This is a genomic window from Bizionia sp. M204 (assembly GCF_023205095.1).
GTDB lineage: Bacteria > Bacteroidota > Bacteroidia > Flavobacteriales > Flavobacteriaceae > Algorimicrobium > Algorimicrobium hallyeonense.
The window spans coordinates 905,984-930,899 of record NZ_CP046242.1; the positions used below are offsets into that span (position 1 = coordinate 905,984).

Sequence of the window (24,916 nt, forward strand, 5' to 3'; positions counted from 1 at the left end):
TTAGTTTGTGTATTTTTTATTGGAATCAATAGTATGCACGCACAAGGTTATGCTAAGGATTCTTTACAAATAAAAGTTTATACGGAAATCACGTATCAAAATAGGGAAGCAGCGGATATTAAATTAACCACGGTTTTTTGCGATTATTGTTCTGAAAAACAAACAACTAATATTGGAAACGAAGCCTTAAATCGCGCCTATAATGAACGCTACAATCCAGATAATATTTTGGAAAACGGCATTAAGAAACTCGCTATAATTATCCGAATCTCTAAAGATGATTTTTTAGAAATGAATAAGGAAACCGAAAATGATAGCCTTCAAAAAAATAGTGAATAAAGCAGGAATAGCATGAAAAGAGAAGACGCAGATAAATTATTGCATGAAAAGGTTGAAGCAGGCGAAAAAGTAAGTCCTATTTTACCGGAAGGCGTAAAAAATTATTTAATAGATATTGATGGTACCATTACAGAAGATGTGCCAAATGAAGAACCTGAACGCATGGGAACATGTGAACCCTATCCAGATGCGTTAATAACCTGCAATAAATGGTATGACGAAGGTCATTTAATTTGTTTCTTCACTTCCAGAACTGAAGACCACCGGGATGTTACTGAAAAATGGCTACATAAACATGGATTTAAATTCCATAGCCTATTAATGGGCAAACCAAGAGGCGGCAATTATCACTGGATAGATAACCATTTGGTAAAGGCCACGCAATACAAAGGGAAATTTACAGATTTAGTCGATAAAAAAGTCACCATCCAAGTTTTTGATGATGGTCAACATGAATAAGAATTTATTATGAGCGAACAACTAAAAGTGCCAACTATGGCAGAATATATGGCAGCAGGCAAACAACCAGAAGTATTGTTTTGGGTTGGTTGCGCTGGAAGTTTTGACGATAGAGCCAAGAAAATAACTAAAGCTTTTGTCCGAATTTTAAATAAAGCAAATGTCGATTTTGCTGTTCTGGGAACCGAAGAAAGTTGTACTGGCGATCCAGCAAAACGTAGTGGAAACGAATTTCTATTTCAAATGCAAGCCGTTACTAATATAGAAGTAATGAATGCTTACGAAATCAAGAAAATTGTAACCACTTGTCCGCATTGTTTCAATACCATGAAAAATGAGTATCCAGAACTTGGAGGGCAATATGACGTTATGCACCATACTCAATTTTTAAAATCCTTATTAGAAGATGGACGTTTAACTATTGAAGGTGGCCAATTTAAAGGCAAACGAATTACGTTCCATGACCCTTGCTTTCTAGGTCGCGCTAATGGTGTTTATGAAGCACCACGTGATCTAATTCGTAAATTGGATGCTGAATTAGTAGAAATGAAAAGCTGTAAAAGTCGTGGATTATGCTGTGGAGCAGGAGGTGCGCAAATGTTTAAAGATGCTGAAAAAGGCGATAAAGAAATAAACGTAGAACGTACAGAACAAGCCATGGAAACCAAACCTGAAATTATTGCTGCGGGTTGTCCATTTTGTAATACGATGATGACCGATGGTGTTAAAGCCAAAGACCAAGAAGCTAATATTGAAGTTATGGATATTGCGGAACTAATTGCTAACGCTGAAGATTTATAGAATTATGAGCTTTTTTGAAAAAAATAAAACTTATATAAAATTAGGTGTTATTTCTGGAATCATGTTTGCCCTTGTCATGGTGACATTCGATTATTTTATGGGACGCGAATTTTCAATATTAAAATTTGCATTACACTTTGTCCTATTTGGCTGTTTTAACGCCTATATGGCGTACCGAAAGGTGCAAAAAGAGGAACAGAAACGCAATAAGGATCAGTAGTGAAAAAAGCAAACTACATTTCTGCCGTAATAGCAGCATTGGCAGTTGCTGGTTCTATTTATGCTTATGATTATTATGTTGATGATGTAGCCCACTTTGTAAAATATATTTATCAATTTGTGTTTTTTGGTATTGGCGTTTTGGTTCTTGATTTCGTACGTCTTCGTAACCGGAAAAAATAAATTTCATGGAATTGAAAACCGAGAGGTGTTTTGCAGAATCAAAATAACAAACCATGATTATTATGAAAATTAATTCAAAAAATATAAAAAAAGGGTTAATTTCAGGTGGAATCCAAGGTTTTATATTTGCCCTGGGCATGGCTGCTTTCGATTATCTAGATAAGGAACCCTTCAATTTAAATCAATTTTTGTTCTATTTTTTCTTTTTTGGATTAATAATGGGACTTACAACAGTTTTTAGTAATACTAAAAAAAATAAAAAATGCTAGTAGACTTTAATACATTACCAGACGAATCACGTGTTTGGATATACCAAGCAAATCGCACATTCACAGAGGTCGAATTGGAAGAAATTGAGGCTAAACTCAATACTTTTGTAGAAAACTGGACGGCTCACGGAAGTGATTTGCAGGCTGGTTATACCATTAAATATAAGCGATTTATTGTTTTAGCATTAAATCAAAACTTAAACAAAGCAACGGGCTGTTCTATTGATGCATCTGTTCATTTTATTCAAGGATTGGAAAAGGAATATAATGTGGATTTAATGGATAAAATGAATGTGTCTTATAAGCAAGGCGATTTTGTTGCTTATAAAACCTTAACCGATTTCCGACAAATGGCTAAAGATAGAGCTGTTTCTAAAAACACAATTGTATTTAATAACTTGGTAAATAATATTGCTGAATTTAAAGAATATTGGGAAGTTCCGGCAAGTGAAAGCTGGCATTCACGTTTTGTTAAATAAACTATCCATCAGCATATTATCGTCATGAAAATTAAATGGTTATTATATATAATTACTTTTTGTTTCACCGCAAATAGTTTTGCGCAAATAGATATCTTTTTTATTAAAAAGGATTTTTATCTAGCAGAAATTACCTTTACCAACAACGAAACCAAACGGCTACTTCTAAAAGATTTTTTAGAGGCGAGCACCTTTGAGTTTAGTGGTTTTGGAGTGGGTTTACGAAATCTAGAAGCTAATCGAGCTGGCAGATCTAACCTCATTGCAAAAGAATCTATAGATGCCAAACCCTATAAAATTCCTACAAGTACAATAAAGACGCTTACTCTTTTTGATATAGATTCGGAGCCTGTTATTTTTGATATGATTAAAGTAAAAACAATTACTAATAATTTGGATCCGGTTTACAAAAATCGTGATATTCTCGTGCCTTTAGTGCGTGATGGAACCATAAAAATGTACGTGCTTACTGTATTATTTCATGATCCAAATAGTGGTAAAAAACCGCTTTATACGGGGATGTCTGTAACGCCACTTGTATATTTAAAGCATGAGGATCAAGAGTATGCCTATATGCCGCAGGACATTACCGTAGGTTCCTTGTTTAGTTTTTGGAGTTTGGATGATAAATTTATAAAAGCCTTTTCTGTACCTACTAAAGATTGCGACGTTTTTCAAACCTATTTAAAAGAGCAATCCGTTATTTTGCAGTCCAGTGAAAACAGGAAAAAAACACGACAGGATTTAAAGGAACACAATAAGTTTAAGAAAGCAGAAGCTAAAAAATTAGATAAATCCAAACGAAAATTATTTGTGTGGGATTTGGATACTAAATATGCGCTAAAGCGTTACCATGAATTTCTTGATGAATACGAAAAACAATGTCAATAATTTAATGCTATTCCCGTTATAAATCTATCTTAAAGTCTATGTTACTTTTGCCTAAAATTGGTAATTTGGCACTGTTTTTAATGTACATCTAAATAATAATTCCTTTTTATATATGCGTTTACTAATTCTTTTAGTTCTTTTTAGTGTTTCAAACTCGTTTGTTTATGCACAAGCTGTAGATCCACTATTAACCGCTGATGCTCAAGCGCAGATGAAATGGGTGGATAGTATATACGGAGGTATGTCCCTAGATGAAAAAATTGGCCAACTTTTTATGGTTCAAGCATTTTCAAACATGGATTTAAGACATGAAAATACAATCAGCCAAATGGTTATGAATAATCATATTGGTGGTATTATTTTTTCAAAAGGAGATCCAATCAATCAAGCTCGGTTTAATAATGAATTGCAAGCTGTTTCAAAAGTGCCACTATTAGTTGGTATGGATGCAGAATGGGGGTTAAGTATGCGTTTAGATTCTACGTATGCATTTCCTTGGAATATGACGCTTGGTGCTATTGAAGACAACCAATTGGTTGCCAAAGCTGGATACCACATTGGTGAGCATTGCAAACGATTAGGCGTACATTTTAATTTTGCTCCAGATATAGATATCAATATCAATCCTAAAAACCCCATTATTGGAAATCGGTCGTTTGGAGAAGATCGTGATAATGTAACTGAAAAAGCTACGGCATTTATGCAAGGTATGCATAGTGCTGGTGTTTTATCAAGTGCCAAACACTTTCCTGGTCATGGTGATACGGATACCGATTCGCATAAAGCATTACCAACTTTAGATTTCGATTTAAAACGATTAGATTCTATAGAGATTTACCCATACAAACGACTTATAAAAGATGGTGTTTCTAGTGTTATGGTGGCGCATTTAAATGTGCCTGCTTTGGAATCTGAAAATGGTTTGCCAACTTCATTATCCAAACATGTAATTACAGATATTTTAAAAGGGCAACTTGGCTTTAAAGGACTTATTTTTACGGATGCCCTGAATATGAAAGGGGTTGCCAACTTTGATAGCCCTGGTGATATTGATTTAGCGGCTTTTCAAGCTGGAAATGATATTTTATTAATTTCTGAAGATGTACCAAAAGCAATTGATAAAATAAGAGATGCCTACAATTCCGGTGAAATTACGGAAGAGCGATTAGCACATTCAGTTAAAAAGATATTAAAATCGAAGTATAAGGTTGGACTAAATAAGTTTAAACCAGTTGCACTAGAAAACCTATTGGCTGATTTAAACAGACCAAAAGATGATGTGCTTTATGAAAAGCTCATGGAAAATGCCATTACGGTTGTTAAAAATAAAGGTGATATTTTACCAATTCGCAATTTGGAAACTAAAAAAATCGCCTATGTAAAATTAGGAGATGATGATGGTTCTCATTTTCTTAAAGGCCTTCAGAAATATGGAAAAGTCCATGAAATTTCTGGCGATAATTTAGATGAAATTATAGAGAAACTAAAGGCGTACAATACCGTAATCATTGGTTTTCATCGTTCCAATGATAATCCGTGGAAAAGTTTTGAGTTTTCGGATAAAGAATTAGTTTGGCTTTATGAAATAGCCCGAACCAATACCGTTATACTTGATGTTTTTGTAAGACCTTACGCATTACTAAACGTCAAAACATTAGAAAACATTGAAGGTCTTGTCGTGAGTTATCAAAATAGTCCAATTGCGCAGGATGCGTCTGCCCAAATTATTTTTGGCGCTGTAAAAGCACAAGGCACTTTACCCGTTTCTATTGGCAATGGTTATGTTGTTGGCAACGGGTTAACGTTGTCAAGCTTATCGCGATTGGGTTATGCTATTCCAGAACGTGTTGGTATGAGCACAGAAAAGCTTCATAAAATTGATGCAATAGCCCAACGTGCTGTTGATGAAAAAATGACACCGGGTGTACAGTTACTTGTCGCCAGAAAAGGTAAAGTTATTTATAATAAAAACTTTGGAAAACATACCTATGATGCCAACGCAGAACCTGTGAAGTTTAATGATATGTATGATGTAGCTTCATTAACAAAAATATTGGCAACCCTACCTTTATTAATGGAATTGGAGGAAAAAGGTATTGTTTCATTGGATACCAAACTATCCAAAATACTTCCGGAATATGCCAATTCTAATAAAAAGAATATCACGATCAAGGAAATGCTGTCTCATTATGCACGTTTAAGTCCATGGATTCCATTTTATTTTGCAACATTAGACGCTAATAAACAACCAGACCCTAAATATTATCGAAAAGAATTTGGCGGGAAATTTACGGTGAAAGTGGCTAATGAATTATACATGCGCGCCGATTATCAGGATAGTATGCAAAAAATAATTAGAGAAAGTGATTTATTAAAAAGCCTCCGCTATCGTTACAGTGATTTACCGTATTACATTCTTAAAAAATATTTAGAAAAACACTACGAAAAGGGGTTAGATGAATTGGTTCAGGATCATTTTTATCAATCAATAGGTGCAAATCACACCACGTACAATCCAAATAGTAAATTTAGTGATATAAATATTGTGCCTTCAGAAATAGATGATTATTACCGTTATCAAAAAGTACAAGGTTATGTGCATGATATGGGAGCAGCCATGCAAGGAGGCGTAGGTGGTCACGCAGGAATTTTTAGTAACGCTAATGATGTTGCTAAAATTATGCAAACCTATTTGCAGAAAGGCTTTTATGGCGGAAAGCGCTATTTTAAACCAGAAACATTAGATAAATTCAACACGTGTTTTTATTGCGATAAAGATAACCGTCGAGGCGTTGGCTTTGATAAGCCTCAATTAGGGGAGTCTGGCCCAACTTGTGGTTGTATTTCTATGTCTAGTTTTGGACATTCCGGGTTTACAGGTACTTACGCATGGGCAGATCCAGAAGAGGAAATTGTATATGTGTTTTTAGCCAATAGAACCTATCCTAATGCTGGAACAAACACGCTATTAAAGGAAAATATTAGAACGGACATTCAGGAATTAATTTATGAGGCGATTATCGATTAATTTTGAATCAGTTTGTATAGAAAATCGTTTTATTACGACCAAGTTTGATAGATATCAAAAATTGAAATTTTAATAGAAAAGTAAGGGAATGAAAATAGGAATCGTGTGTTATCCAACGTTTGGAGGTAGTGGCGTTGTAGCTACAGAATTAGGAATTGAGCTTTCAAAACGTGGTCATGAAGTCCATTTTATTACCTACAAACAACCGGTTCGCTTAGAGCTTTTGGGTAGTAATGTCCATTTCCATGAGGTAACAGTCCCAGAATATCCGTTATTTCATTATCAGCCTTATGAGTTAGCGCTATCTAGTAAGTTAGTTGACATGGTAAAGCTTCATAAAATAGAAGTGTTACACGTTCATTATGCTATTCCTCATGCTTATGCAGCCTATATGGCGAAAAAAATGCTTCAGGAAGAAGGTATTTACGTACCCATTGTTACAACCTTGCACGGAACAGATATAACGTTGGTGGGGAGTCATCCTTTTTATAAAACAGCTGTCACATTCAGTATTAATCAATCGGATGCGGTAACTTCCGTTTCAGAGAGTTTAAAACGTGATACGCTTCGGTTATTCGATATAAAAAATGACATTGAAGTTATTACCAATTTCATAGATGTTGGGAAATATAACAGCCCTTTTTCCGATTGCCAGCGTGCTATGATGGCTCACGAAGATGAACGGATTATAACGCATGTAAGTAATTTTAGACCAGTAAAGCGCATTGCCGATGTTGTTAAAATATTTTACAACATTCAGAAAGAAATACCTGCCAAACTCATGATGGTTGGTGAAGGTCCAGAAAAAGAAGGAGCAGAACAATTAGCAATTGATTTAGGCATAGAAAATAAAGTCGTATTTCTAGGAAATAGTAATGAAGTTGACCGTATTTTATGTTTTTCAGATTTGTTTATTTTACCTTCGGAAACCGAGAGTTTTGGTTTAGCAGCTTTAGAAGCTATGGCTTCTGGAGTGCCTGTTATTTCTAGTAATTCAGGAGGAATACCAGAAGTAAATATCCAAGGTGTTTCTGGATATTTAAGTGATGTTGGCGATATTGAAGACATGAGTAAAAATGCATTGGCTATTTTAAAGGATACAGAGACACTTAATACTTTTAAACTTCAGGCTACAAAACAAGCTAGTAAATTTGAGATTTCTAAAATAGTTCATCAATATGAGGCTATTTATCAAAAAACGCTAGCCAATAGTAAAGGCCTAAACTAACTTACTTTTTAGGAAAGAAAATTTTTTATTTACTTTTATTTTATAACTTGGGGTAAACTTCAAAACCGCTATAAAATGAATAGAAAATCATTTTTAAACCTATCAGCAAGAGCTGGGCTTTTTTTAGGTCTTACACCCACATTACTTGCTGGAAATAATCGCGAAAATCTTCAAGAAGTCGATGCTGTAAATGCCTTATTAGGATCCAATAAAGCGCAAGGAAATATGGTGAATTTTGCCGACAAACCTATTGATAAGGTGCGTGTTGGTATGATTGGTATGGGAAATAGAGGCTCTGTATTAATTCAGATGTTTGAATATTTAATCAAACACAATCATGCTGAAATTGTAGCCCTTTCTGATTTAAAAGAAGACAAAGTCACAAAAAATAACGACTACTTAAAAACAATCCAACCCGAAGGTGCCGATCTGTATTTTGGTGATGAAAAGGCATGGAAAAAAATGGCCAAACGGGACGATATTGATATTCTAATTATTGCAACGCCATGGAATTTCCATACGGAAATGTGCGTATATGGTATGGAAAATAATAAGCACGTTGCTTGCGAGCAGCCATTGGCTTTGACCTTGGACGATTGCTGGAAACTTATTGAAGTAGCCGAACGCACCAAGAAACATTGCATGTATATGGAGAATTGCTGCTTTAATGGCGAAGAACTCTGGATATTAAATATGATTAATGAAGGCATCTTTGGAGATATTAATCATGCGGAAGGTGCTTATATTCATGATTTACGGAAGCATATGCTCGATGCAAATTATTATGAAAATCAGTGGCGCATAAAACATCATGAAACCAATAATGGGAATTTTTATACGGGTCATGGTTTAGGTCCTGTGAGCGCCTATATGGATATTGGTCGTGGTGATAACTATGATCATTTGGTGAGTATGAGTTCTAGAGAACAAAGTTTAAGTGAAGCTGCAAAAACAGAAAATTATAAAACCCAAAAATTTGCTTGTGGGGATATGAATACCTCGTTAATTAAAACGAAAAAAGGTAAAACCATTATGCTTCAATTTGACACACATACGGGAAGACCTTATTCCAGACTAAACACGGTTACAGGAACAAAAGCAGTTCATGAAGGATATCCATCCAGATTATATGTTGGTCATGAGGAATTGCAGTGGGGACATTCATGGTTAAAAGATGAAGAATACAAAGATTATCGCGAACGCTATGATCATCCACTTTGGAAAAAATTACGAACGCAAATTGATGCTAATGCCGTTGGTCATGGCGGAATGGACTTCGTAATGATTTATAGAATGATGCGTTGCTTAAATCAAGGATTACGTTTAGATATTAATTTATATGATAGTGTTATGTGGAGTGCTATTACACCGTTATCCGAAATGTCTGTAGCCAATAATAGCGCGAGTACAAAAATCCCTGATTTTACAGGAGGAACCTGGGAAACACCTAGGAAAAATGAAATATTGCGCGATATTATGTAAAATGTTGCTTCGTAATAAGCTCTATGGATTCCAAATTGTCAAGTACGGATTGTAACAAAGTAAATTGATTTAATGCGCGATCCAAGTTATGATTTTCATATGTCGTTTTATAATATATATCGTTATTTAAGTAATCGGTTAAAAAACGTAAACCCATTATAAAAATGATGGTTTGAACTCCTAAAGGTAGATTTTCAATTTCTTCTGGTTTTAAAATAGACTTTGTTTTTAAAGCGAAGCCTTTGCAATAGGCTTCATACAACTCTAAGTCAATGTAAATTTCAGATAAATCTGTTTCATCTTCCGTTGATTTGGTGCAAATGGAACGTACAGAATCCCCAAAGTCATAATGTACTAATCCAGGCATGACCGTATCTAAGTCAATAACCGCTAAACCTTTATTTTGGTTATCAAATAGAATGTTGGATAATTTAGCATCATTATGTGTAATCCGAATAGGGAAGTGGTTTTTACCCTGCAAACTGGCAAGAGCACTCATGCTTGTTGCATGCTTTTTTATGAACGCTATTAAATCGGCAGCCGCTTCTAACCGATTAGATTTTGCAAGTTTTAGAGCAGTTTCAAATTGTGTGAACCTAAAAGGCACATTATGAAAATCTTTTAATGTTTCAGTAATGGATTCTGGTGAAATAGACTCCGTATTTAAAATAAAATCGCCATATAGTTTTCCTGCTTCAAATGCTATTTCGGGTGTTTCTGCTCTATCCATAGTAATAGCATTGGGAATAAATTGCATAACATTCCAATAGCACGTTTCATCCTGAAATATATAGGCATTCTGCGTCGTTTTTAAATAATTTACCGACTGATAATGTGAGTTTGTTTTTTTGTAATTCGCATGTAAATGTTTTGAAACCACAATTTTATTGGCAATAACAGCTTTGGCATCTTTAAAAACAAGACTGTTTAACTTTTGAATGATAAACTTCTCGTCATTTTGTTGGGTGACCAAATATGTATCATTTATATGTCCAGATTGTAACGTTTCAATTGACTTTAATGGCGTTTCTATTCCAAAAGCCTCGCAGATGTTATCTAGTTTATGCATGGTCTACCATAGTTTTTTGGGATAGAAATTGCTGTCTATATGTGTTTTAATATTTTCACGTGCTGAAGTTTCATCCGCTGAATAGGTCATGCCAAACCAAGAGCTGTCCGTTGCTAATACTTGAATACTATTTGGACTATTTTCAATTAGATGCTTAATAATATAGGTGATGTAAAATTCGTCTTTTTCAAAATCAGTAATCGTATGTAAGAATTTCAGGAACAAATCATTTGCAACATTAAAAACGGATTGTTTAAAGCCCCAGAAATTCATAGACACTAAGGAGTTTGGATTTAGGGTTTCAGACATTAAATTAGTTTGAGATATAATTTCACCTGCATCATTCTTCATAATAGCCGTAAGCTCTTCAATGCTAATTAAATTTTGATTTTTATCTACATGACAAATGCCACGCGAAACTGTTCCATTGTCGGACAAGGTATTTTTTAATGCATATGCAACCAAATAATGATTCAAATTAGTATCCTTAAACAACGCGTCATGCATGAGCTGAAAGGCGTTTCTACCGTAAAAATCATCGGCATTTATTAAGGTGAAGTCAGTGGTAACAGTTTTTTTTAAAGCTAATAAAGCATGTCCAGTACCCCACGGTTTCTTGCGTGTTCGAGAATCTGATAAGTCATTTTTTTGAATGACAAAATCCAAGGAAACATGTTTAGGTAATTTGTTGGCATAGCGGTCTTTAAAAAGCTCTACAATTTCATCCCGAACTATAAAAACGATATGGTTGTAGCCCACTTGCATGGCGTCATAAATGCTAAAATCCATGATGGAAAAATTGCCATAAACGGGTTGTATTTGCTTAAGACTTCCAAATCTGGAACCCATGCCAGCAGCCATAATTGCTAAAGTTTTTTTTACCATAAAACAAATGTAAAAAAAAGCACGTCAATTAAAACGTGCTTTAAGTTATTGTTGTAATAAGCTATTAAAATTGGTATCTCACACCAAGTCCAATATCAAAATCTAAATCGTTATTGTCAAAATCACTATTACCAAAACCTAATTCTGGTCTAAAATCTAGTGATAATAATAAAGGAAAGTCAAAACTATATTCAATTCCAATATTACCCGCTAAAAAAACAAAAGCATCACTGTCTTTTCGGCCGTGATAATGGTCAAAACTGTAAGCACCAAAACCTAATCCTGGTCCAGCGTACCAGTTAAAACCTCCTTCAATATTCCAAACCCAATGGTATAATCCAGCTAATTTAAAACCATCATAATCACTTCCATCTCGCCATCCTAAATCAAATTCTAAACGATTGTTGTCGCCTATGGCGCGTTGGTAGGATACTTCAGCACCAAAACCATCGCTATCGCCTAAACGCAAACCAATAGCATTTTTAGAAATTTCCTGTGCAAAACCTGTTGCAATAAAACCTAAACCGACTAAAATAGCCATACATGTATTCTTCATAATTTTTTTTAATTGTTTAATTACTATATCTACGTTTAATATAAAATATTAGCCCATATTTTTTGTAAAAATAACGTTAAAACTGCTATTATATTGAAATTCTTGTTAGCTTTAAAGTGCCATAAATAACTAATACATTGAAGCAGTATTTATTAGAATTAAAACAAACTCTAAAAGGTGAATTCTTTTTTGATGATTTAATGAAATCATTATACGCAACGGATGCATCTGTTTACAGAATGTTGCCGCTTGCAGTGGCATACCCGAAAGATAATGATGACCTTAAAACGCTGATTCAGTTTGCTAAAAAGCATCAAACAGCTTTAATTCCTAGAACTGCTGGAACGTCTTTAGCTGGGCAATGTGTGGGAACGGGAATTGTAGTTGATGTGTCCAAACATTTTAATCAGATTATACGTTTTAATGAAACTGAAAAAACTATAACCGTTCAACCTGGTGTAGTTAGGGATGTGTTAAACAATTATCTAAAACCGTACGGCTTGTTTTTCGGACCAAATACGTCCACATCAAATCGCTGCATGATTGGTGGCATGGTAGGCAATAATTCATCGGGAACGACGTCCATTCAGTATGGTGTTACACGAGATAAGGTAAAGCAACTTAAAACTATTTTAAGCGATGGAAGTGATGCTATTTTTTCAGAAATTTCAAAAGAAGAATTTCATATAAAAAAACGTCAGCCCACATTGGAAGGACACATTTATAAATCAATTTATCAAGAACTTGCTTCTGAAATTGTTCAATCTGAAATTATAAAAGAATTTCCGAAACCAGAAATTCATCGTAGAAATACAGGCTATGCTATTGATAAATTAATTGATTCGGATGTGTTTTCAAATTCAAATAAACGCTTCAATATGTGTCAACTATTAACTGGAAGCGAAGGAACTTTAGCATTTACAACTGAAATAACATTACAATTAGATGCATTGCCGCCAAAGGAATCTGCCTTAATATGCTTGCATTTTGATTCCATTGAATCCTGTTTGAAATCCGTTGAAGCTGTTATGTATCATGATTTGCATACCTGCGAAATGATGGATAAAACCATTTTAGATTTAACCAAACACAATAAAACACAACAGGAAAATAGACATTTTGTTGAAGGCGATCCAGAAGCTATTTTAATGTGTGAAGTGAGAGCTCATTCAGAATCAGATTTAAACCAACAAATCCAAAATCTGCGTGAAGCTATTACTAATTTAAGATTATGTTATGCGCAAGTGGTACTTCAAGGTAATGCCATTAATCAAGCTATGGAATTACGAAAAGCTGGACTAGGTCTGTTGGGAAACATGATTGGTGATAAAAAATCGGCAGCCTGTATTGAAGACACCGCCGTGGCCATACCTGATTTGGCACATTATATTTCAGATTTTACCAAGCTTATGAACAGCTATAACCAAAAGGCGGTTTATTATGCACATGCTGGAGCCGGTGAGTTGCACTTGCGACCTATTTTAAATTTAAAGCAAAAGGAAGACGTTGTTTTATTTCGAAAAATAACTACAGATGTAGCCAAGCTTGTTAAGTCGTATCAAGGCTCTATGAGTGGCGAACATGGTGATGGTATTGTTCGAGCTGAATTTATACCACTTATGATTGGTGATGCAAATTATGCCATTATAAAACGGATAAAACACGCTTTCGATCCTAATGCTATTTTCAATCCAGGTAAAATTGTTGATGCGTTTCCCATGGATGACAATTTACGCTATGTTCCAGGACGTCATGAGCCTGAAATTGAAACCGTTTTAGATTTTTCGGCATCATTAGGGATTTTGCGGGAAGCCGAAAAATGCAATGGATCTGGCGATTGTAGAAAACTACCTGAATTTGGCGGAACCATGTGTCCAAGTTATCGTGCTACCCGAAATGAAAAAGATACCACACGAGCACGTGCCAATGCGTTACGTGAGTTTTTAACGACTTCCAATAAAGCGAACAAGTTTAATCATGATGAATTAAAGGCTGTTTTTGATTTATGTGTGAGTTGTAAAGCATGCGCAAGTGAATGTCCAAGCAGTGTGGATGTTGCGAGTTTAAAAGCGGAATTTGAGTATCAATATCAGAAGGAAAATGGAAGTCGTTTACGGACGAAACTATTCGCATATAACAATAAATTGAATGCCTATGGAAGGCGTTTTTCGGGTGTTACTAATTTTATCTTTTCAAATGCAGTAACAAGTTCTATTATTAAAAAAATGCTAGGAATAGCTGCTAAAAGAAGCTTGCCTTTATTGTCAAGTATTAGTTTATATAAATACAGTCAAAAGCCTGTAAATAAAATCATTAACTCAAATTCAATTAAAATCGTTTATATTTTTAATGATGAATTTACAAATCACCTAGACTCCGAAATTGGTCAAGACGCCTTGCAACTTTTAAAGACTCTTAATTACGATGTGAAATTTATAAAACATAAGGAATCTGGTCGTGCTTTTTTGTCTAAAGGGTTTCTGGAACAGGCTAAAAAAGTTGCTAATAAAAACGTGTCTATTTTTTCTGAAGTTATTTCAGAAACAACACCATTAATCGGTATCGAGCCATCGGCTATTTTAACGTTTCGTGATGAGTATATCAAATTAGCAGATAATAAAGATGCAGCCAAAAAGCTCGCTAAAAACTGTTTTTTAATTGAAGAGTTTCTTCAAAATGAAATCATATTAGGAAATATAAAACCGGATCAGTTTACTACAGAAACCAAAACTATTAAGTTTCATGGGCATTGTCATCAAAAGGCGCTAAGCAATCAGAAAACAAGTTTTGATATTTTAAATTTACCCAAAAACTATCGTGTAACCATTATTCCAAGTGGTTGCTGTGGTATGGCTGGAAGTTTTGGTTATGAAACCGAACATTATGAGGTGAGTATGCAAATAGGTGAGCAAACACTGTTTCCGGCTGTTAGAAAAGCTACCGCAGAAACTATAATTTCTGCCAATGGCACTAGTTGCAGACATCAGATTAAAGATGGTACAAATCGTGTGGCATTTCACCCCATATCTATACTAAAACAAGCGTTGTTGTAAGTTGCTTATTTTTAAAGAGTTGATTATGGTTTCTTTATAAAAAGGGAAATAAATTTGGCAGCTAATTAAAAATCCATTTTTGTTTCTGTGATAATACAATTACATTAGCTACAAAAAATTGGTTGTATGGCAGGAAATTCCTTCGGAAATTTATTTAAATTAACAACATTTGGCGAGTCGCACGGCCTAGCCATCGGTGGAATTATTGATGGTTGTCCTCCTGGATTGGAAGTCGATTTTGATGCTATTCAACAAGAGTTAAACAGACGAAAACCTGGTCAATCTGAAATCGTCACTCAACGTAAAGAACCGGATACTGTTGAATTTCTATCTGGAATTTTTGAAGGCAAAACAACGGGGACACCAATTGGCTTTACTATTCAAAATGCGAATCAGAAATCTAAAGATTATTCTCATATCAAGGATGTTTACCGCCCAAGTCACGCGGATTATACATATGATAAAAAATATGGTATTCGGGATTATCGTGGTGGTGGTCGTAGTTCAGCGCGTGAAACCGCTTCTCGAGTAGTGGCGGGAGCTTTAGCTAAACAAGTTTTGAAATCGGTGAAAATTCATGCCTATACATCATCTGTAGGGGATATATTTTTAGAAAAACCATATCAGGATTTAGATTTTTCGAAAATTGAATCCAATGCCATCCGTTGTCCAGATGCCGTTACCGCAGACCGGATGATTGAAAAAATTAAAGCCATCCGAAAAGAAGGTAATACGATAGGAGGAACCATAACCTGCGTGTTACAAAATGTACCTATAGGTTTAGGTGAACCTGTTTTTGATAAGCTTCATGCTGAATTAGGGAAAGCCATGTTGTCCATAAACGCCGTAAAAGGTTTTGAATATGGCAGTGGTTTTTGTGGTGCAAAAATGACCGGTACCGAACATAACGATTTATTTAATGCAGATGGTTCTACAAAAACCAACTTATCTGGCGGTATTCAAGGAGGTATAAGTAATGGCATGGATATTTATTTCCGTGTGGCCTTCAAACCTGTAGCAACGGTTATTCAGAAACAAGAAGCTTTAAATTCAAGTGGAGAACTAGTGGACATGCAAGGAAAAGGACGCCATGATCCATGTGTTGTTCCAAGAGCAATACCCATTGTTGAAGCTATGGCAGCATTGGTGTTAGCGGATTATTTTCTCTTAAATAAAGTATAATAATACAGTAAAACTATAACGATTTAGATTAACGATTTATGAAGAAACTCGCATTACATTGGCAAATTATACTCGGAATGGTTTTAGGTGTTGCTTTCGCCTTAATTATGTCCAAATTCGAATTTGGAAGCCAAATAATAACGGATTGGGTTAAACCTTTCGGAACAATTTTTATCAATTTATTGAAACTTATTGCCGTTCCTTTAATATTAGCATCCTTAATTAAAGGTGTTTCAGATTTAAAGGATATTTCCAAATTATCGAAAATGGGAGGCAGAACCATTGGAATTTATATTGTTACGACGCTCATAGCCGTATCAATAGGTTTAGCTGTGGTGAACATCATTCAGCCTGGTAAATCTATTTCCGAAGAAACCCGAACCGAACTCGTAGAAAGTTATAAGTCTGATGCTGAAGGTAAAATTGCCGATGCTGAAAAGCAAAAAAATGCGGGACCTTTGCAGGCTTTGGAGGATTTAGTACCAAGCAATATTTTCCAAGCAGCCAGTGATAATGGCAACATGCTACAGGTTATTTTCTTTGCTATTCTTTTTGGATTAGGATTGATATTAATTCCAGAAGAAAAATCAGAGCCTGTAAAACAATTTTTTGATAGTTTTAATGAAGTAATACTCAAGCTAATTGATTTAATAATGCTTGCCGCTCCTTATGGTGTTTTTGCTCTATTAGCAGCTTTAGTAGTAGAAGCGCCTAGTGCCGATTTATTTAAAGCCCTTGGCTGGTACGCATTCTGTGTCATTTTAGGTTTAGCGCTTATGATGGCTGTTTATGCCGCTTTAGTTTTTGTTATAACTAAACGAACACCGAAGTTTTTCTTTAATGGAATAGCGCCTGCACAATTATTAGGTTTTTCAACCAGTAGTAGTGCCGCTACCTTACCTGTAACTATGGAACGTGTTGAAGAGCATTTAGGCGTTGATGAAGAAGTTACCAGCTTTGTATTACCTATTGGAGCAACCATCAATATGGATGGAACCAGTTTATACCAAGCCGTAGCAGCTGTTTTTATTGCGCAAGCTTTTGGTATGGATTTAAGTTTTGGTGTGCAATTAGGGATTATTGCTACAGCAACTTTGGCCTCAATTGGTAGTGCTGCTGTACCTGGCGCAGGAATGGTCATGCTCGTCATAGTTTTAGCTCAAGCTGGAATTCCAGAAGCCGGATTGGCTTTAATTTTTGCCGTGGATAGACCGCTTGATATGTGCCGAACCACAGTAAATATTACGGGTGATGCAGCTGTTTCTATGATAGTGGCTAAATCTGTTGGAAAACTTGGTGATCCCGACGTTAAAAATTGGGATGATAATTATGCCCGAAAAAATAAGTAAAAATTGATTTACTGCCTTATTTTAGTAACTAATTAATGTAAAGTAACGCTTATGAATGTGTGTTTTTTAATGTATCCTTGGGAGAAAATAGACCCAGAAAATGATACCAGTCTCGCTTTGATAAAAGAATGTGTAAAGCGAGGTCATGGTGTAGCACTATGTTCACCTGCAAATTTAACAATTCGTAATAGCGTTACAAATGCTTTTTGTACCGTAATTAACCGAATGGAGAAAGTACCGGCTTCCTTAAAAGCCTTTTATAAAAAAGCAGTTTTACGTGAAGAAATGTTACCGCTTGCTGGTTTTGATGCTATTTTTTTTCGCGCAAATCCACCTTTAGATCCAATTATGCTTAATTTTTTAGATTCGGTTAAGGATGATGTCTTTATTATTAATTCTTTAGAAGGCATGCGTGAAGCGAATAACAAGCTATATACAGCGGCTTTTGGTGATGCACACAGCAATATTATTCCAAATACACACGTATCTAAAAATAAGAACTATTTAGTCCGACAAATTAAGGAATCCAAAGCTGATAAAATGATTATCAAACCGTTGAATGGTTTTGGTGGATCGGGTGTGATTCTTATAGAGAAATCGGCCATGAGCAATATTAATTCACTTTTAGATTTTTATATAAATAGTAGTGATGGAACTTCTAATTATGTTATTCTTCAAGATTATATTGAAGGTGCAGATGAAGGCGATGTGCGCATTTTAATGCTCAATGGTGAACCCATTGGGGCTATGAAGCGCGTTCCCGGCTCAGATGATCATCGTTCTAATGTGTCTGCTGGCGGATCGGTTCAAAAACATACATTGACAAAAGCTGAAAAAGCTTTGTGTAAACAAATTGGACCTAAATTAGTTAAAGATGGTCTGTATTTTGTTGGTATTGATGTTATAGGAGGAAAGCTGGTGGAAGTAAATGTGATGTCGCCAGGTGGAATAACGTATATCAACAAAGTTTATAAGAACAAATATCGGGTAGAAGAGAAGGTTATCGATTTTCTAGAAAGTAAAGTACTGGATAATGTAGAAGCGTTTAATCGGAGATCGCGTTTGCGTAAAACGGTTGAAGATGCTTAACTAGCTTTAGTTAAAAACACGCTCATTATGTTGCTTTCACCTCTTAAAAAACCGTTAGTTTCTGTAAATTGGTTGCATAATCATTTAGATGCTTCTAACCTTATTGTTTTAGATGCAACCATTCCAAAAGTTTCAGAGTTAGATGATGTAGTTCATAAAAAGGAAGTCATTCCAAACACCTTGTTTTTCAATTTAAAACAAAAATTTAGTGATGTGTCTGCGCCATTTCCAACCACATTTCCAACATTAGAACAATTTCAATATGAAGCCCAACAATTAGGTATTCAACAAAATAGCACTCTCGTTGTGTATGATGATAAAGGTATCTATTCAAGCGCGCGTGTTTGGTGGTTGTTTAAAGCCTTTGGTTTTCATAATGTTGCAGTTTTAAACGGTGGATTACCAGCGTGGAAAACAGCAGGATTTGAAGTTTTAAACAATTATGAATCTGTCAAAAGTATAGGTGATTTTCAAGCGGAAAAACCCCAAAATCATATGGTGTTTTTTGACGATATGCAGCAAAACGTTCAATTGAATCAACGATTAGTTGTAGATGCACGTTCGGAGTTACGGTTTAAAAGCTTGGTCCGTGAACCACGTGTAGGTTTGCGTCGTGGAACGATACCGAGTTCTGTAAATATACCTTATGAAAGCTTATTAGATTCAGGAATTATGAAATCTGAAAGTGAATTACGGACTATTTTTTCTAAAATAGCTAAACCACATGATGCGCTTACGTTTTCTTGTGGATCAGGAATAACCGCTTGTGTTTTAGCACTAGGCGCAGAACTGGCTGGTTATCACGACTTGGTGATATATGATGGTTCTTGGACAGAATGGGGAAGTTTAATACCAGAATAAAATGCGATATGGAAAAATTATCAATTGAAGCCATCATCAAAAAAATAGAACATGAAGAACGTTTTTATGCTGTTTCTGATGATTATTCCTTCACTTTAAAAATAGATTCTTACGTTCATTATGTATGTTCGGCCATTCACGATGGTCATCAGTTTAGAACAGAACTTTGGGAGAATTGTTTGCACACGGAATATGAGCGTTGGTACGAGGAAGATCCTGCAACGAAGGCCATGATTGCAACACATCCTATTGTTATTGCGGGATGCGATTCGCGTTTTGAATACGACTTAAATCGGCCACCGGAAGAAGCCATTTTTGAAACTGCTTGGGGAAAACAACTATGGAAACAGCCACTCCCAGAAGCAATGAAGGCCAAAAGTTTACAAAAGCACGCTAATTTTTATAAAGTGGTTTCGGCATTAATAAAGAAGATAGAAGAAAAATACAACGGTTGTATTGTTTTTGATATGCATAGCTACAATTGGCAACGTTGGGACCGGGAAGTGCCAACTTGGAATATAGGAACTAGTAATATTGATAATAAACGTTTTGGGACTTTGGTGGAAGCATGGAGAAATCGCTTATCACAAATTCAACTTCCTCATAAAATTGCACAAACGGCAAAAGTTAATGATACCTTTCAAGGGAATGGTTATTTCTTAAAATACATTACTCATAGTTTTAAAAACACACTAGTTCTCGCCACAGAAATTGCTAAAATTTATGGTGATGAGTATCATCAAGTTATTTACCCTGAAGTTGTGGAAGCGGTTGCAGATCAATTAGAAACGCACATTCCAAAGCAAGCTTCTAATTTTTTGAAGTATATTTAAAATAAACTGAATACGCATTATGACGAACGATTACCAAGATTTATTTGATATAGATACCAATTTAAACAGATTGGTAAAAAAGATAGAATTACTTAACTATATAAACCCTTTAAATATTGAAAGTGAAAAAAAGCAATTTTTCACTTCAAAATATAATTACGAGCCAAATTTTAAATATCCTAAAGTGAAGTTTAACGGCTATAAACTTCATAGATTGTTCTTTTCACAACGTCTGGAACGCATTGAAGATTCAGACATCAGACAGCTTTATGAAGATATAATTTATGAGTATTCTGGAAAAATAGAATGTATTGACACCATAAATCAAGGTCGAAAATTTTACTTTAATAGTTTAAAGAGTTTTGGAACTCCAACGGAAAAAGACATCGAAAACGCCAAGTTTATTTTGCGTTTTGATGATGATGAACCTTCCGAGGATTTAATATCTAAATACAGTGTTCAGGAAGCCCAAACTTATTTTGAAGATTTTTCCAAGCGTTACGATTTTAAATATCATCTGAAATTTTCTACTAATATTTCGGCAGCAGCCATGGTTCAGAATAATACGCAAACCTTATTGCTTAAGAAAAATCATAAGTTTAGTAAAAATCAGTTAGAAGTACTTGCAAATCACGAAGTTGGTGTGCACATGGTAACGACGTTTAATGGATTAAGTCAGCCCTTAAAAATATTTTCAAGTGGTTTCCCAAATAATGTAGAAACTCAAGAAGGCTTAGCGGTTTATGCGGAATATATGTCAGGATGTCTAACCATGAAACGTTTAAAAGAATTAGCGTATCGTGTTATTGCAGCCGACTCGTTAGCAAAAGGCTACAGTTTTGCAGATACATTTGATTTGCTTCACAATCAATATAAAGTGCCACGCGATAGTGCATTTACCATTACATTGCGCGTACATAGGGGAGGTGGTTTTACGAAAGACCATTTGTATTTGTCTGGATTAAAAAAGGTTTATCAATACGCCCAAAATGATGGTGATTTAGATGTGCTGTTAACAGGAAAGGTAACCTTGGAGTATTCAGATGCTATTTACAGATTACAAAAATTAGGATTGGCCGTAACTTCCAAGCATTATACAGAATCTTATCATACTAATAAAAACACCAATACAACAATCGATTTTATTCTAAACAGTTTGAAATAAAAACCTTAAAGAATTTTTCGTCTATTGACGGATTGCCAATACTTAAAAAGGCGTAGACTCTCACATTATTAAGAATTTGATTCGTTCCTATTTAACAGAAATTAGGGTCAAACTAACAGCATTCTTTAAGGTTTCGTGATACAGAACAAGTTATTTGTTATTTGAGACGTTTTCTAATGAGAATGCGTGATTAGGACGTTTCAGTACGTGAAACCACGCTTTTGATTAGAATTCCAAAACGTTTTGTACCTTTTAAAAAAAGTTAATTTTATGAAAAAACCAGATTTCCAGGGTTTAAAAGCTTTATTTATTAATTGCACTTTAAAAAAGTCTCCACAAAAAAGCCATACTGAAACCCTTATTAATGTCTCCAAAAGCATCATGGATATAGAAGGCGTAAAAACGGACGTTATTCGTTTTATTGATGAAAATGTTGCGGTTGGTATTTATCCCGATATGACAGAACATGGATGGAAAACCGATGTTTGGCCAGAATTATTTAAAAAAGTGATGGATGCTGATATTCTTATTATAGGTACACCAATTTGGTTAGGTGAAAAATCGTCAGAAGCACAAAAACTCATTGAGCGATTATATGCTATGAGCAGTAAAACCAACGACAAAGGTCAATATATTTTTTACGGAAAGGTTGGTGGTTGTATGATTACAGGAAATGAAGATGGCGTAAAACATTGTGCTATGGGTATTTTATACGCCATGCAACATGTTGGATATTCCATTCCACCACAAGCTGATTGTGGTTGGATTGGCGAAGTAGGCCCTGGTCCAAGTTATGGTGATACAGAATGGCAAGATGAAAAAATAAATCCGCCAGTTGGTTTTGATAGCGATTTCACTAATAGAAATACGACATTTATGACCTATAATTTGTTGCATTTAGCCACTATGTTGAAAGCACAAATTGGATATCCTAATTATGGAAATTCTCGCGAAGATTGGGATGATGGAAGACGTTGGGATTTTGAAAATCCAGAATATCGCTAGTTACTCTAATTTACTTGTATAAAATTATTTGGCTGTAGAAACCATCTTTAAGATGCTCGGTTCGCAACTGTGGTACAACTGAAAAGTTGTTCTTAAAATAGTTTAATTGTGGGCTGCTAACAGCTGGTATTGGCGTACCACCTGTTTCCCAGAAAAAACTCCTGTTTTTTGGCGTGTTAATAGTTGTGTTTCCAATTGCTCTAGTGTCATATTTTACTTGAAATTTGCTGTTCTTATGGGGTAGGAGAATATACGCTGTTTTAAATATGGAAGTTTGTTGATGTTGTGTATTATTTGTTAAAGCTTGCTTATTAATCGGGATAAACACAGCGATAAAAGCCATCATCGTGCTAAAAACAAATAGAGTTTTAATAATACTCCTCTTTAATTTAAAAATACTTAAAATCATTAAACCGGATATTAATATAAATGGTAAAAAGAAGCGGTATTGTGGTGATGTGTTCCATAAAATAATCATAGTTGCAACAAGCATGATATAGAAAACCCAATAGCCTTTTTGGTGAAACCATTTTTTAATGATAAACGGTAAAATAATTAAAAGAATTATTAATATTTTATTAAATATGCCATGAATTCCAGAGGCAAATAGCCAGTGCTTCATACGCTCTATTAAAGATGTTTTGGCAAAAACGTCCGGAGTCATTTGATAACCATAAGCCAAACCATACTCTTTAAAATAAATGGCAATAGTTTCAGGAAGATGCCAATCTAATTTAAGGCTATCAAGCCCTAAAACAGGATACAATGGATTTCCGGTAAGGATTGTATTTTTAAGGATTAACAGGCAGCTTGAAACTCCTAAAATCGAAAATATACTTACGTTTAAAAATCGTGTTTGTTTATAAAATTTCGCATAAACAGCAATTAGGAACAGTATAAATGGTAAAGCTGTAAGTTTGATGCACACCATAAATACTGTTAATAGGGTGAGGGATAGAAACACATCTTTTTGGTATTCGCCATAGGTAGTAATAAATTGATAAAAACTAATTACCGAAAGCACATAAATGGCTAAATCTGGCGATGGTGCGCTTATGAATTGGAAGAGTAGGAGGTTTACAATAGGAAATAATCCAATAAGCAAATATCTTTTAGGGGGAATGCCGGATTTACAATAAGTATTTATGTTTACGATGGCGTAAACATTGGCTAGGAGTAAAGCTAAACCGCTTAAATCGTTAAGAGAATTGGTTAAGAAACTGAAGCTAAAGGCACTTTGTAGAATATGCCAACCGGAAGTTTGTCCTAGAAATAAATGTAAATTCACCAACCCTTTTACAAAACCGTAATTATTGAGCCAAGCAATGGTTTGAATATAATAGGTTTCATTATCCACTAATAATGGAGCAGAAGCGCATTGTGCTAAAATGAGGATTGTAATTACTGCTAATAAACTCTTAAAAAAAACGGATAAGCCTTTAAATTCAAGAACGAAACTCTTTAAAAGGGCCTTTATATATTTTAAATTAAGACCTAGTAAAACACAGGATATTAGTATTAAAACAACATGATAGTTAACATTTACAGGAAATCCAATAGCCCAAAACCCTGTAAAGAGCATGATACCAAATAATCCATGAAATATGGTAATGATAAAATTACATGCTTTTATTCTTAAAACTCGATTCAGGCTTACACCAAAAATGATACTTATGAAAATGATGTAAATCCAAGAAAGGAGTATTAATAGCATATTTATGACAACCGGTTTAGTGCATTATAAACTTATCATAAAAAAGGCATTTTGGCAAGTTGTATCTCCCAAAATGACAGATGCATTTTTAATGACCACATACTATGCGACCATCAACCATGGTTAATTTACGGTCTGCCATATTAGCTAACTCTTCATTATGTGTAACAATAACGAAGGTTTGTCCAAATTCGTCCCGTAATTTAAAAAATAGATTATGTAAGTTTTCAGCCGATTCGGAATCTAAATTTCCGGATGGTTCATCAGCAAAAATAATTTTCGGATTGTTAATTAACGCACGAGCTACGGCAACCCGTTGCTGCTCGCCTCCAGAAAGTTCATTGGGTTTGTGTTGTGCACGATCTTTTAATCCTAAAAAATCTAATAATTCGGTTGCGCGTTTTTCGGCAGCAGCTTTATTGGTTTTTTTAATGTAGGCCGGAATACACACATTTTCAATGGCTGTAAATTCTGGTAATAATTGATGAAATTGAAAGATGAATCCAATTTCTTCATTTCGAAATTTTGCTAATCCTTTTTCAGATAAACTACTGATGTCAGTTTTGTTAATTGCAAAGGTGAAATCTTCTTTTTTTGACGGTTTATCTAACGTACCTAATATTTGAAGAAGCGTTGTTTTTCCTGCGCCTGATGCACCAACAATAGAAACTATTTCGCCTGCTTTTATATGTAATTCAACACCTTTTAAAACGTGTAAATCTTCGTAGTATTTATGAATATTTTTTGCTGAAATCATTGCTGTAAAATGAACAAGCA

The 24,916-nt window shown here is 34.8% G+C and carries 24 protein-coding genes; 19 read left to right on the forward strand and 5 right to left on the reverse strand.

What is annotated here, in order from left to right; all coding sequences use genetic code 11:
* Positions 1–33 precede the first annotated feature (33 nt).
* The 11 genes from GMA17_RS04055 (at position 34) to GMA17_RS04105 (ending at position 9,378) form a co-directional block, all read left to right on the forward strand.
* Complete coding sequence (locus GMA17_RS04055; RefSeq protein WP_248399383.1) at positions 34–339, forward strand: hypothetical protein; 306 nt, start codon at positions 34–36, stop codon at positions 337–339.
* A 12-nt stretch (positions 340–351) separates the two neighbouring features.
* A complete protein-coding gene (locus GMA17_RS04060; RefSeq protein WP_248399384.1) occupies positions 352–798 on the forward strand; it encodes a phosphoheptose isomerase in 447 nt (148 codons plus the stop codon).
* A 9-nt stretch (positions 799–807) separates the two neighbouring features.
* The gene (locus GMA17_RS04065) at positions 808–1,599 is read left to right on the forward strand and encodes a (Fe-S)-binding protein (RefSeq protein ID WP_248399386.1); all 792 of its coding nucleotides are present in this window, start codon (positions 808–810) and stop codon (positions 1,597–1,599) included.
* 4 nt (positions 1,600–1,603) lie between these two features.
* The gene (locus GMA17_RS04070; RefSeq protein ID WP_248399388.1) at positions 1,604–1,819 is read left to right on the forward strand and encodes a hypothetical protein; all 216 of its coding nucleotides are present in this window, start codon (positions 1,604–1,606) and stop codon (positions 1,817–1,819) included.
* Positions 1,819–2,001: a hypothetical protein gene (locus GMA17_RS04075; RefSeq protein WP_248399390.1), complete on the forward strand. Its 183-nt coding sequence runs from the start codon at positions 1,819–1,821 to the stop codon at positions 1,999–2,001. The genes GMA17_RS04070 and GMA17_RS04075 overlap by 1 nt, the downstream gene beginning before the upstream one ends.
* 62 nt (positions 2,002–2,063) lie before the next feature.
* A complete protein-coding gene (locus tag GMA17_RS04080; protein WP_248399392.1) occupies positions 2,064–2,270 on the forward strand; it encodes a hypothetical protein in 207 nt (68 codons plus the stop codon).
* Positions 2,264–2,749 carry an ABC transporter ATPase gene (locus tag GMA17_RS04085; RefSeq protein ID WP_248399394.1) on the forward strand — a complete coding sequence of 162 codons (486 nt, stop codon included), beginning with the start codon at positions 2,264–2,266 and terminating at the stop codon, positions 2,747–2,749. Before GMA17_RS04080 ends, GMA17_RS04085 begins: the two co-directional genes overlap by 7 nt.
* Positions 2,750–2,773: 24 nt before the next feature.
* Complete coding sequence (locus GMA17_RS04090) at positions 2,774–3,640, forward strand: hypothetical protein (protein ID WP_248399396.1); 867 nt, start codon at positions 2,774–2,776, stop codon at positions 3,638–3,640.
* Between the two features lie 112 nt (positions 3,641–3,752).
* The gene (locus GMA17_RS04095) at positions 3,753–6,668 is read left to right on the forward strand and encodes a glycoside hydrolase family 3 N-terminal domain-containing protein (RefSeq protein WP_248399398.1); all 2,916 of its coding nucleotides are present in this window, start codon (positions 3,753–3,755) and stop codon (positions 6,666–6,668) included.
* A gap of 88 nt (positions 6,669–6,756) precedes the next feature.
* The gene (gene bshA / locus GMA17_RS04100) at positions 6,757–7,896 is read left to right on the forward strand and encodes an N-acetyl-alpha-D-glucosaminyl L-malate synthase BshA (RefSeq protein WP_248399400.1); all 1,140 of its coding nucleotides are present in this window, start codon (positions 6,757–6,759) and stop codon (positions 7,894–7,896) included.
* Positions 7,897–7,971: 75 nt separating this feature from the next.
* On the forward strand, positions 7,972–9,378 hold the full coding sequence (locus GMA17_RS04105; protein WP_248399402.1) for a Gfo/Idh/MocA family protein: 1,407 nt from the start codon (positions 7,972–7,974) through the stop codon (positions 9,376–9,378).
* Here GMA17_RS04105 and GMA17_RS04110 read toward each other — a convergent pair.
* The 3 genes from GMA17_RS04110 to GMA17_RS04120 all read right to left on the reverse strand — a co-directional run bounded on the left by GMA17_RS04110 (position 9,371) and on the right by GMA17_RS04120 (position 11,888).
* On the reverse strand, positions 9,371–10,447 hold the full coding sequence (locus tag GMA17_RS04110) for a phosphotransferase enzyme family protein (protein ID WP_248399404.1): 1,077 nt from the start codon (positions 10,445–10,447) through the stop codon (positions 9,371–9,373). The genes GMA17_RS04105 and GMA17_RS04110 overlap by 8 nt on opposite strands.
* Positions 10,448–10,450: 3 nt before the next feature.
* Positions 10,451–11,332, reverse strand: a complete 882-nt coding sequence (locus tag GMA17_RS04115) for a sugar phosphate nucleotidyltransferase (RefSeq protein ID WP_248399406.1) — start codon at positions 11,330–11,332, stop codon at positions 10,451–10,453.
* Positions 11,333–11,396: 64 nt separating this feature from the next.
* Positions 11,397–11,888: a hypothetical protein gene (locus GMA17_RS04120; RefSeq protein ID WP_248399408.1), complete on the reverse strand. Its 492-nt coding sequence runs from the start codon at positions 11,886–11,888 to the stop codon at positions 11,397–11,399.
* 137 nt (positions 11,889–12,025) lie between these two features.
* On the opposite strand from GMA17_RS04120, the gene GMA17_RS04125 reads away from it, so the two are divergent.
* From GMA17_RS04125 to GMA17_RS04160, 8 genes are all read left to right on the forward strand, one after another.
* Positions 12,026–14,941 carry an FAD-binding and (Fe-S)-binding domain-containing protein gene (locus tag GMA17_RS04125; protein WP_248399410.1) on the forward strand — a complete coding sequence of 972 codons (2,916 nt, stop codon included), beginning with the start codon at positions 12,026–12,028 and terminating at the stop codon, positions 14,939–14,941.
* A 126-nt stretch (positions 14,942–15,067) separates the two neighbouring features.
* Positions 15,068–16,123, forward strand: coding sequence for a chorismate synthase (gene aroC / locus GMA17_RS04130; RefSeq protein WP_248399412.1), 1,056 nt, complete (start codon positions 15,068–15,070; stop codon positions 16,121–16,123).
* A gap of 38 nt (positions 16,124–16,161) precedes the next feature.
* Positions 16,162–17,472 carry a dicarboxylate/amino acid:cation symporter gene (locus GMA17_RS04135; RefSeq protein WP_248399414.1) on the forward strand — a complete coding sequence of 437 codons (1,311 nt, stop codon included), beginning with the start codon at positions 16,162–16,164 and terminating at the stop codon, positions 17,470–17,472.
* A gap of 51 nt (positions 17,473–17,523) precedes the next feature.
* Entirely contained in the window at positions 17,524–18,561 is a 1,038-nt protein-coding gene (gene gshB, locus GMA17_RS04140; protein WP_248399416.1) for a glutathione synthase, read from the forward strand.
* 27 nt (positions 18,562–18,588) lie between these two features.
* Positions 18,589–19,422, forward strand: a complete 834-nt coding sequence (locus GMA17_RS04145; protein WP_248399418.1) for a sulfurtransferase — start codon at positions 18,589–18,591, stop codon at positions 19,420–19,422.
* 8 nt (positions 19,423–19,430) lie between these two features.
* The gene (locus GMA17_RS04150; protein ID WP_248399420.1) at positions 19,431–20,255 is read left to right on the forward strand and encodes an N-formylglutamate amidohydrolase; all 825 of its coding nucleotides are present in this window, start codon (positions 19,431–19,433) and stop codon (positions 20,253–20,255) included.
* A 19-nt stretch (positions 20,256–20,274) separates the two neighbouring features.
* Entirely contained in the window at positions 20,275–21,420 is a 1,146-nt protein-coding gene (locus GMA17_RS04155) for a flavohemoglobin expression-modulating QEGLA motif protein (protein ID WP_248399422.1), read from the forward strand.
* Between the two features lie 270 nt (positions 21,421–21,690).
* The gene (locus GMA17_RS04160) at positions 21,691–22,425 is read left to right on the forward strand and encodes a flavodoxin family protein (RefSeq protein WP_248399424.1); all 735 of its coding nucleotides are present in this window, start codon (positions 21,691–21,693) and stop codon (positions 22,423–22,425) included.
* A 10-nt stretch (positions 22,426–22,435) separates the two neighbouring features.
* Here GMA17_RS04160 and GMA17_RS04165 read toward each other — a convergent pair whose 3' ends face one another.
* Both GMA17_RS04165 and GMA17_RS04170 read right to left on the reverse strand, forming a co-directional pair.
* Complete coding sequence (locus GMA17_RS04165) at positions 22,436–24,139, reverse strand: hypothetical protein (protein WP_248399426.1); 1,704 nt, start codon at positions 24,137–24,139, stop codon at positions 22,436–22,438.
* Positions 24,140–24,227: 88 nt separating this feature from the next.
* Positions 24,228–24,896: an ABC transporter ATP-binding protein gene (locus GMA17_RS04170; RefSeq protein WP_248399428.1), complete on the reverse strand. Its 669-nt coding sequence runs from the start codon at positions 24,894–24,896 to the stop codon at positions 24,228–24,230.
* Between the last annotated feature and the right edge of the window lie 20 nt (positions 24,897–24,916).

Coding starts and splice junctions, on each gene's coding strand:
- GMA17_RS04105 (WP_248399402.1), top strand. CDS start 7,972: ATGAATAGAAAATCATTTTTAAACCTATCAGCAAGAGCTGGGCTTTTT.
- GMA17_RS04070 (WP_248399388.1), top strand. CDS start 1,604: ATGAGCTTTTTTGAAAAAAATAAAACTTATATAAAATTAGGTGTTATT.
- GMA17_RS04135 (WP_248399414.1), top strand. CDS start 16,162: ATGAAGAAACTCGCATTACATTGGCAAATTATACTCGGAATGGTTTTA.
- GMA17_RS04055 (WP_248399383.1), top strand. CDS start 34: ATGCACGCACAAGGTTATGCTAAGGATTCTTTACAAATAAAAGTTTAT.
- GMA17_RS04160 (WP_248399424.1), top strand. CDS start 21,691: ATGAAAAAACCAGATTTCCAGGGTTTAAAAGCTTTATTTATTAATTGC.
- GMA17_RS04145 (WP_248399418.1), top strand. CDS start 18,589: ATGTTGCTTTCACCTCTTAAAAAACCGTTAGTTTCTGTAAATTGGTTG.
- GMA17_RS04065 (WP_248399386.1), top strand. CDS start 808: ATGAGCGAACAACTAAAAGTGCCAACTATGGCAGAATATATGGCAGCA.
- bshA (WP_248399400.1), top strand. CDS start 6,757: ATGAAAATAGGAATCGTGTGTTATCCAACGTTTGGAGGTAGTGGCGTT.
- aroC (WP_248399412.1), top strand. CDS start 15,068: ATGGCAGGAAATTCCTTCGGAAATTTATTTAAATTAACAACATTTGGC.
- GMA17_RS04170 (WP_248399428.1), bottom strand. CDS start 24,896: ATGATTTCAGCAAAAAATATTCATAAATACTACGAAGATTTACACGTT.
- gshB (WP_248399416.1), top strand. CDS start 17,524: ATGAATGTGTGTTTTTTAATGTATCCTTGGGAGAAAATAGACCCAGAA.
- GMA17_RS04110 (WP_248399404.1), bottom strand. CDS start 10,447: ATGCATAAACTAGATAACATCTGCGAGGCTTTTGGAATAGAAACGCCA.
- GMA17_RS04150 (WP_248399420.1), top strand. CDS start 19,431: ATGGAAAAATTATCAATTGAAGCCATCATCAAAAAAATAGAACATGAA.
- GMA17_RS04060 (WP_248399384.1), top strand. CDS start 352: ATGAAAAGAGAAGACGCAGATAAATTATTGCATGAAAAGGTTGAAGCA.
- GMA17_RS04095 (WP_248399398.1), top strand. CDS start 3,753: ATGCGTTTACTAATTCTTTTAGTTCTTTTTAGTGTTTCAAACTCGTTT.
- GMA17_RS04085 (WP_248399394.1), top strand. CDS start 2,264: ATGCTAGTAGACTTTAATACATTACCAGACGAATCACGTGTTTGGATA.
- GMA17_RS04165 (WP_248399426.1), bottom strand. CDS start 24,139: ATGCTATTAATACTCCTTTCTTGGATTTACATCATTTTCATAAGTATC.
- GMA17_RS04115 (WP_248399406.1), bottom strand. CDS start 11,332: ATGGTAAAAAAAACTTTAGCAATTATGGCTGCTGGCATGGGTTCCAGA.
- GMA17_RS04120 (WP_248399408.1), bottom strand. CDS start 11,888: ATGAAGAATACATGTATGGCTATTTTAGTCGGTTTAGGTTTTATTGCA.
- GMA17_RS04090 (WP_248399396.1), top strand. CDS start 2,774: ATGAAAATTAAATGGTTATTATATATAATTACTTTTTGTTTCACCGCA.
- GMA17_RS04155 (WP_248399422.1), top strand. CDS start 20,275: ATGACGAACGATTACCAAGATTTATTTGATATAGATACCAATTTAAAC.
- GMA17_RS04080 (WP_248399392.1), top strand. CDS start 2,064: ATGAAAATTAATTCAAAAAATATAAAAAAAGGGTTAATTTCAGGTGGA.